The following is a 6,443-nucleotide window of genomic DNA, read 5'->3' as shown; positions in this document are numbered from 1 at the left end:
AAGCCCGCGCCGCCCCGCCCGGATCCGCAGCCCGCCTCGTCGTAGCAGGAGAGAACGTCCACCATGGCCATGGGAAAGACGCCGGGCTCCTCCGACGATGAAGGCGACGGCGCGGGCTTCGCGGAGATCAACATCACGCCGCTGACGGACGTGATGCTGGTGCTGCTCATCATCTTCATGGTGACCAGCACCGTCATCACCCAGCAGGGGCCGGGCGGCGGCACCAAGACGGGCCTGAAGGTGAACCTGCCCAAGGGCGGCGCCGCGGACGTCACCGCGCGCACCACGGACATCTCCGTGGCGGTGCTGTCGGACGGCCGCTTCGTGCTCGCGGGCAACGTCGTCGCGGAGGCGGAGTTGAAGCAGGCCTTCGACAAGGCCAAGGAGCTGAACCCCGACACCGTGGTCATCGTGCAGGCGGATGAGGGCGTGTCCCACGGCACGGTGGTGCAGGTGATGGAGCTGGCGAAGCAGGCCGGCCTGGGACAGCTCGCCATCGGCGTGCGCGAAGGCAACTAGCCTCCGTCCCTCCCCCCTCCGCTCGAAAGAAAAAGGCCCCCCGGCACGGATGCCGGAGGGCCTTTCGATTTTCAGCCGGGAACGGTGAGGACTAGACGGACGCGAACGCCGCGTCGGTGATGTCCATGGGGGACGTGTCCTCGGTGGCGATGAGGCGCGCGGCGTACTCCACGTTGGGCAGCACGTTGCGCGCGTACCAGAGGGCGCTGAACTTCTTGCCGTCGTAGAACGCCTTGTCCGGGTGGTCCGCGGCCACGGAGGCGGACGCCTTCTCCGCGATGACGGCCGCGTCCAGCAGCAGCCAGCCCACGGCCACTTCCGACATCATGTTGAGGAAGCGGTTGGCGGACAGCGGGATGAGCGGGAAGCGGCCCTGGTCCTGCGACCAGCCGAACAGCGCCATCGCGCTGGACATCAGGCCTTCCTGCGCGCCGGCCAGCGTCTTCACGGCCTCGCCCAGCACCGGGTGCTCGCGGTGCGCTTCCACGAAGCTGCCGACGTCGCCCATGAACTGCTGGAAGTGCGCGCCACCCGCCTGGCCCATCTTGCGGCCCACCAGGTCCATGGCCTGGATGTGGTTGGTGCCCTCGTAGATGGAGAAGATCTTCGAGTCGCGAGTGTACTGCTCCACCGGGTAGTCCTGGATGTAGCCGGCGCCGCCGTACACCTGGATGGCCTGCGCGCACAGGCGGAAGGCCTGGTCGGAGCCGTAGGACTTCACCAGCGGCGTCAGCACCTCCACCTGGCCCCGGTGGTAGCTGGCCGCGTCGTCGTCCTTGCCAGCCAGCTGCCGCGCCTTGTCCAGGTGCATGGCCAGCTTGATGATCAGCGAACGGATGCCCTCCACGTGCGCCTTGATCTCCAGCAGCATGCGGCGGACGTCCGGGTGCTCGATGATGGCGGCGCGGGGCGCGGACGGGTCCTTCCACTTGGTGAAGTGCGAGCCCTGCTTGCGGTCCTTCGCGTAGTCCAGCGCGTTGTAGTACGCGGCCGACGCGAGGCTCACGCCCTGGATGCCCACGGCGATGCGCGCGCCGTTCATCATCTTGAACATCTGGCTCATGCCGACGTGCTCGACGGTGCCGACGAGCTCGCCCAGACACGCGTCGTTCTCACCGAAGTTGAGGACACAGGTGGCCGAGCCGTTGATGCCCATCTTGTGCTCGATGGACGCCACCGCCACGTCGTTGGACTTGCCCGCGGAGCCGTCCTCGTTGATGCGCAGCTTGGGGACGATGAACAGCGACAGGCCCTTGGTGCCGGCCGGAGCGCCGTCCACGCGCGCGAGCACCAGGTGGATGATGTTGCCGGCCATGTCGTGGTCGCCGCCGGAGATGAAGATCTTCGTGCCCCGGATGCTGTACGTGCCGTCCGCGTTGCGGCGCGCGGTGGACTTGGCCGCGCCCACGTCGGAGCCGGCGTGCGGCTCGGTGAGGCACATGGTGCCGCCCCACGTGCCGTTGAGCATGCGCTCCACGAACTGCTTCTGCTGCGCGGGCGTGCCGCACTCCGCGATGACTTCCGCCGCGCCGAACGCCAGGCCCGGGTACATGTTGAAGGCGGAGTTGGCGCCGGAGAGGATCTCCTCCACCGTCACCTGGAGCATCATCGGCGCGCCCTGGCCGCCGTGGTCCGGGCTCACGCCCACCGTCTTGAAGCCCTGCTCGTAGAGCTTCACCCACGCGTCCTTGAAGCCCGTCGGCGTGAAGACGGCGCCGTTCTCCACCCGGCAACCCTCGCGGTCACCCACCGAGTTGAGGGGCCCCAGCACCTCGCGCGCGAAGCGGTACGTCTCCGTGAGCACCGCCTTCGCCTCGTCCGAACCCCAGGCGTCGAAGGGTGCCTGACCCGCGACCTGGCCGAAGCCGAACTGCTCGAACAGCGTGAAGAAGATCTCTCGAAGGTCGGTCTTGTAGGTGTTGATGCCGGCGGACATGGCCACTCCTGCGTGGGGGCTCGCTGCCCCTCCCGTTTGGCGGGAAGGGGTCAGCGGCCCATCTAACTCAGGAAGTGTGGCGTCGGCTGATTTTTGAGTCAACCCTGAATGACACCCCGCGTTGAGCAGCGGTCGAAGCCGCCCTTCTCGGACGCGGGACCTGCGCTGTAAACGCCTACTTCTTGGCCTTTTTCGCGACCGGGAGAGAGGCCGTCTTGGCGGCGGGCTTCTCCCGGGGGGCCGTCTTCTTGGACGAGGCGCCAGTCCTGGGCTCGTCCGAGTCCTCGTCCTCGTCGTCCTCTTCTTCAGGGGCGGAGGGGGCGCTGGAGGTGGCGGCTTCCGAAGTCGAGGCCTGGGGGGCCGGGACGACCAGGCTTTCGCGAGGCACCTCCACCACGATGGGGGACTGGCCGGAGCGCTGCCGGTTCTCGTCCTCCAGGGAGTAGAAGAGCTGGATCTGCGAGCCGCCCTTCATGACGAGCTCGCCCTTCTGGTTCTCCGCCCAGAGGTCGATTTCGACGAAGTACCGGCCGCCGGAGCCGTGGCGGTCGCTCACCCGGCCCTTGCAGACCACGGTGTCGCCCGGCCACACCATCTTGATGAAGCGGACGTTGTAGCGGCGCAGCTGGCCGCCGCGCGCCCAGTCGCTGATGAGCTGGCCGAGCATGCCCATGACGAGCATGCCCGGGGCGTAGACGGACGGCATGCCCACGCTCTTGGCGTACAGCTCGTCCACGTGCACCGGGTTGTAGTCGCCGGAGGCGCCCGCGTACCGGGACAGCTGCACGCGGTCCACCGGGGCCTTGGCCAGCGCCGGAAGCTCGTCACCGACGCGGATGGATTCGAAGTAGAGCTTGCGCGCGGGCATCAAACGTTCTCCTTGGCGGCCCGGACGACGAGCGTGCGGCGGGCGCGGAAGACGAGGTTGCCCTCCTCGTCACGGCCTTCGTCCTCGATGACCGCGATGTCCATCTTCCCGGACATGTTGGGCCGCTCGAAGACATCCGAGACGCGGGTGGACACGTAGATGCGGTCCCCCGCGAAGATGGGCCGCTCGTAGTCGAACCCCTGTTCGGCGTGCAGCAGGCTCTTGATGCCCACCCCCAGGAGCTCCCGCAGGTCCGCGGCGGAATGGAACGACGCGGGAAACGTGGGCGGCGCGACGATGGTGGGGTAGCCCGACGCGCGAGCGTACTCCTCGTCGTAGTAGATGGGATTGTAGTCGCCAATCGCCTCGGCGAAGCGCCGGATGGCGCCCTTCTCCACCTCGTTGAGCGTCGGCGGCGAGGCGCGGCCAATCGCATTCTTGTCCAGCATTTCCCTCTCCTGATGAGTCTTCAGCGGCCTGCCGGAAGCTCGAGCACCGTCAGGAGCCCTGCTTCCGCGGCCGTCAATCGTGGCGCGGCATTCACCAGCGCGTTCGCGGTGGCCCGGTCGCCCGCCACTCCCCCCGGGATTTCCAGCACCAGTCTGGGGTCCGCGTCGATTTCGATGCGGTCCCTTGGATCTTCCGCCCCCACCGCGATGGTCAGCTCCAGGCGCACCCGCTCCTGACCCTCCTCCAAACCCACCACGGACTGGAACATGCCCGCGACGCGGCCTTTCTTCACCACAAATGCGCCGCCGGTGATGTCCTCCTCGGCGAACACGGGCGCGACCTCCTCCTCGAAGTCGTCGCAGTCCAGGCCCAGGCCCAGCGCGGCCAGCGCCGCGGACTCAATCAGGCCCACGTGGCCCAGCTCCTCGCGGTCCACCAGGTCGAAGAACTCCTCCTCCGACAGGCCCGCGCCCACCTTGCGCTGCAGGGCTTCACGCCGCGTGCGCGCGTCCACCACCCGGCTCACCGTCGCCTTGCGCACCGGGCCGCACACCTGCCCCGCGGTGGCCACCAGCCGGTCGAGCACGAAGCCCGGATTGACACCGGTGCCCACGATGGCGACGCCCGCCTTCTGCGCCGCGCGCTCCAGCTTCTCCGCCAGCTCCGGGTACTTGAGGTACGGGAACGCCAGCTCCTCGCAGGTGCTCGCCACCGGAAGGCCCAGCTTCAGCGCCTCCATCAGCTGGTCCATCACCTGCGCGAGCCGCGAGCTGGTGGCGTGCAGCACCACCACGCCCTTGCGGCGCCCCACCGCGCGCTCCAGCGACTCGGAGATCTTGAAGCGCGGACCCGCCTGCCCCAGCACGTCACCCAGCGGGCGCCCCACCAGCGTCGGCTGCGGATCCACCGCCCCGATGAGCTCCACTTCCTGGGATGACAGGGCCGCCTTGGCAATCTCCTGCCCGATGAACCCCAGCCCCATCACCACGACCGGCACTGGCCCATCAGGGGCTTTAGCCATCGGAAATTGCTCCCGAATTCCAAGGGGTTACAAGCATTTACGGCGGGTAGGCATGCACCATAGAACACGCTTCCGCAGGCAGGCAAGCGTGACGTGGAGTCCGGAGACCACGGGTTTCAGTGAATCTTCAAGAATTCCGGTGGTTTAGCGGCACTGGAAAGCTTGGGGGGGCCTGTCTGGCTGCCTTCGAACCGGCTATAAGACTCTGAGAATAACGCAGCTGACTCGCTCGGAGCGTGCGGATCCATGGCTCGAATCCTCGTGGTGGACGACGACGTGCTGATCCTCGCCGCGCTGTCCCGCATCCTCCAGGCCGAGGGTTACCAGGTCGTGACGCACAGCGACCCGGTGCTGGCGGCGCGAGAGCAGGGCTTCGACGTGGTGCTGACGGACTTCATGATGCCGTACCTCAACGGCGTCGAGCTGCTGTCCGCGCTCCGGGAGAAGAACCCCAAGGCGGTGCGGCTGATGCTGACCGCGGCGGCGGACTTCAAGATAGCGTCGGAGGCGGTGAACCGGGGTGAGGTGTTCCGCCTGCTGGGCAAGCCGTGGGCGTTGAGCGAGCTGACGAGCAGCGTGCGGCAGGCGGTGGAGCATCGCCGGCTGGTGGAGGCCAACGAGCGGCTGACGCGCGAGGTGGCGGACAAGAACGAGGAGCTGCTGGAGATCAACCAGGACCTGGAGCGCCGGGTCATCGAGCGCACCGCGGGGCTGCTGGACGGGCTCATCAGCGCGCTGGACTACCGGGACACGGAGACGCAGTGGCACTCGCGGCGCGTGTCGCTGTACGCGCGGCGGCTGGCGCAGGAGATCGGCCTCTCCGGACCGGCGCTGGACGTGGTGGAACAGGGCGCGCTGTTGCACGACATCGGGAAGATTGGCGTGCGCGACTCCATCCTGCTCAAGCCCGGCCCGCTGACGCCGGACGAGTGGGTGGAGATGAAGCAGCACCCGGAGTTCGGCTACCGGATGCTGGCGAAGATGCCCTATCTGCACGAGGCGGCGCTCATCGTCCTGCAGCACCAGGAGCGCTGGGACGGCAAGGGCTATCCGTTGGGGCTCAAGGGCGCGGACATCGTCGTGGGCGCGCGCATCTTCTGTCTCGTGGACACGCTGGACGCCATCACCTCCGACCGCCCCTATCGCAAGGGCCGCCCCATGAGCGTGGCGCGCGACGAGGTGCGCCGCTGCGCGGGCACGCAGTTCGATCCGGCGCTCGCGGAGGCCTTCCTCAACCTGCCGGAGACGGAGTGGGCCCGCATCCGCCGCGAGGTGGAGGTGATGGAGGAGGCGGAGAACCGCCGGTGGAACGGCGGGCAGCTCAACGCGAAGGGCGAGACGGAGCCCGCGCGCGCCAGCGGGGCCTGAAGTTTCGTCCTACGGGGCGTGCGTGCCGACGATGACGTCGTCGATGACCGTGCCCTCCAGCAGCGCATCCACCGTGTCCATGCCGGCGACGACCTCGCCGAACACCGTGTAGCGGCCGTCCAGGTGTGGCTGTGGTGCGTGGGTGAAGAAGAACTGGCTGCCGCCGGTGTCCTTGCCCGACAGCGCCATGCCCACGACGCCGCGCGTGTACGGCCGGCGCGTCATCTCACAGCGGATGGAGTGCCCCGGGCCGCCCTCCCCGTCCCCGCGTGGATCCCCAC

The 6,443-nt window shown here is 68.2% G+C and carries 7 protein-coding genes; 2 read left to right on the top strand and 5 right to left on the bottom strand.

Annotated elements, in window-relative coordinates; translation table 11 throughout:
- Positions 1-63 precede the first annotated feature (63 nt).
- A complete protein-coding gene (locus D7Y13_RS36395; RefSeq protein WP_120537881.1) occupies positions 64-519 on the top strand; it encodes an ExbD/TolR family protein in 456 nt (151 codons plus the stop codon).
- 91 nt (positions 520-610) lie between these two features.
- On the opposite strand, the gene D7Y13_RS36390 is transcribed toward D7Y13_RS36395, so the two are convergent.
- The 4 genes from D7Y13_RS36390 to D7Y13_RS36375 all read right to left on the bottom strand — a co-directional run bounded on the left by D7Y13_RS36390 (position 611) and on the right by D7Y13_RS36375 (position 4,794).
- Positions 611-2,455: an acyl-CoA dehydrogenase gene (locus D7Y13_RS36390; protein ID WP_120537880.1), complete on the bottom strand. Its 1,845-nt coding sequence runs from the start codon at positions 2,453-2,455 to the stop codon at positions 611-613.
- Positions 2,456-2,630: 175 nt separating this feature from the next.
- A complete protein-coding gene (locus D7Y13_RS36385) occupies positions 2,631-3,323 on the bottom strand; it encodes a MaoC family dehydratase (protein WP_120537879.1) in 693 nt (230 codons plus the stop codon).
- Positions 3,323-3,772, bottom strand: coding sequence for a MaoC family dehydratase N-terminal domain-containing protein (locus D7Y13_RS36380; RefSeq protein ID WP_120537878.1), 450 nt, complete (start codon positions 3,770-3,772; stop codon positions 3,323-3,325). Before D7Y13_RS36380 ends, D7Y13_RS36385 begins: the two co-directional genes overlap by 1 nt.
- A 20-nt stretch (positions 3,773-3,792) precedes the next feature.
- Positions 3,793-4,794 (bottom strand): NAD(P)H-dependent amine dehydrogenase family protein, encoded by a 1,002-nt coding sequence (locus D7Y13_RS36375; protein ID WP_120537877.1) that lies wholly within the window; start codon positions 4,792-4,794, stop codon positions 3,793-3,795.
- Between the two features lie 246 nt (positions 4,795-5,040).
- Between D7Y13_RS36375 and D7Y13_RS36370 the strand changes: the two genes are divergently transcribed.
- Complete coding sequence (locus D7Y13_RS36370; RefSeq protein WP_120537876.1) at positions 5,041-6,162, top strand: HD domain-containing phosphohydrolase; 1,122 nt, start codon at positions 5,041-5,043, stop codon at positions 6,160-6,162.
- A 9-nt stretch (positions 6,163-6,171) separates the two neighbouring features.
- On the opposite strand, the gene D7Y13_RS36365 is transcribed toward D7Y13_RS36370, so the two are convergent.
- A partial coding sequence (locus D7Y13_RS36365) for a peptidylprolyl isomerase (protein WP_147452578.1) occupies positions 6,172-6,443 on the bottom strand: 272 nt, incomplete at its 5' end.

It is taken from the genome of Corallococcus praedator, assembly GCF_003612125.1.
Taxonomy (GTDB): Bacteria; Myxococcota; Myxococcia; order Myxococcales; family Myxococcaceae; genus Corallococcus; species Corallococcus praedator.
The sequence above is the reverse complement of the archived record's forward strand: the minus strand, read 5'-3'. Positions and strand labels throughout refer to the sequence as shown.

Coding starts and splice junctions, on each gene's coding strand:
- D7Y13_RS36395 (WP_120537881.1), top strand. CDS start 64: ATGGCCATGGGAAAGACGCCGGGCTCCTCCGACGATGAAGGCGACGGC.
- D7Y13_RS36390 (WP_120537880.1), bottom strand. CDS start 2,455: ATGTCCGCCGGCATCAACACCTACAAGACCGACCTTCGAGAGATCTTC.
- D7Y13_RS36385 (WP_120537879.1), bottom strand. CDS start 3,323: ATGCCCGCGCGCAAGCTCTACTTCGAATCCATCCGCGTCGGTGACGAG.
- D7Y13_RS36380 (WP_120537878.1), bottom strand. CDS start 3,772: ATGCTGGACAAGAATGCGATTGGCCGCGCCTCGCCGCCGACGCTCAAC.
- D7Y13_RS36375 (WP_120537877.1), bottom strand. CDS start 4,794: ATGGCTAAAGCCCCTGATGGGCCAGTGCCGGTCGTGGTGATGGGGCTG.
- D7Y13_RS36370 (WP_120537876.1), top strand. CDS start 5,041: ATGGCTCGAATCCTCGTGGTGGACGACGACGTGCTGATCCTCGCCGCG.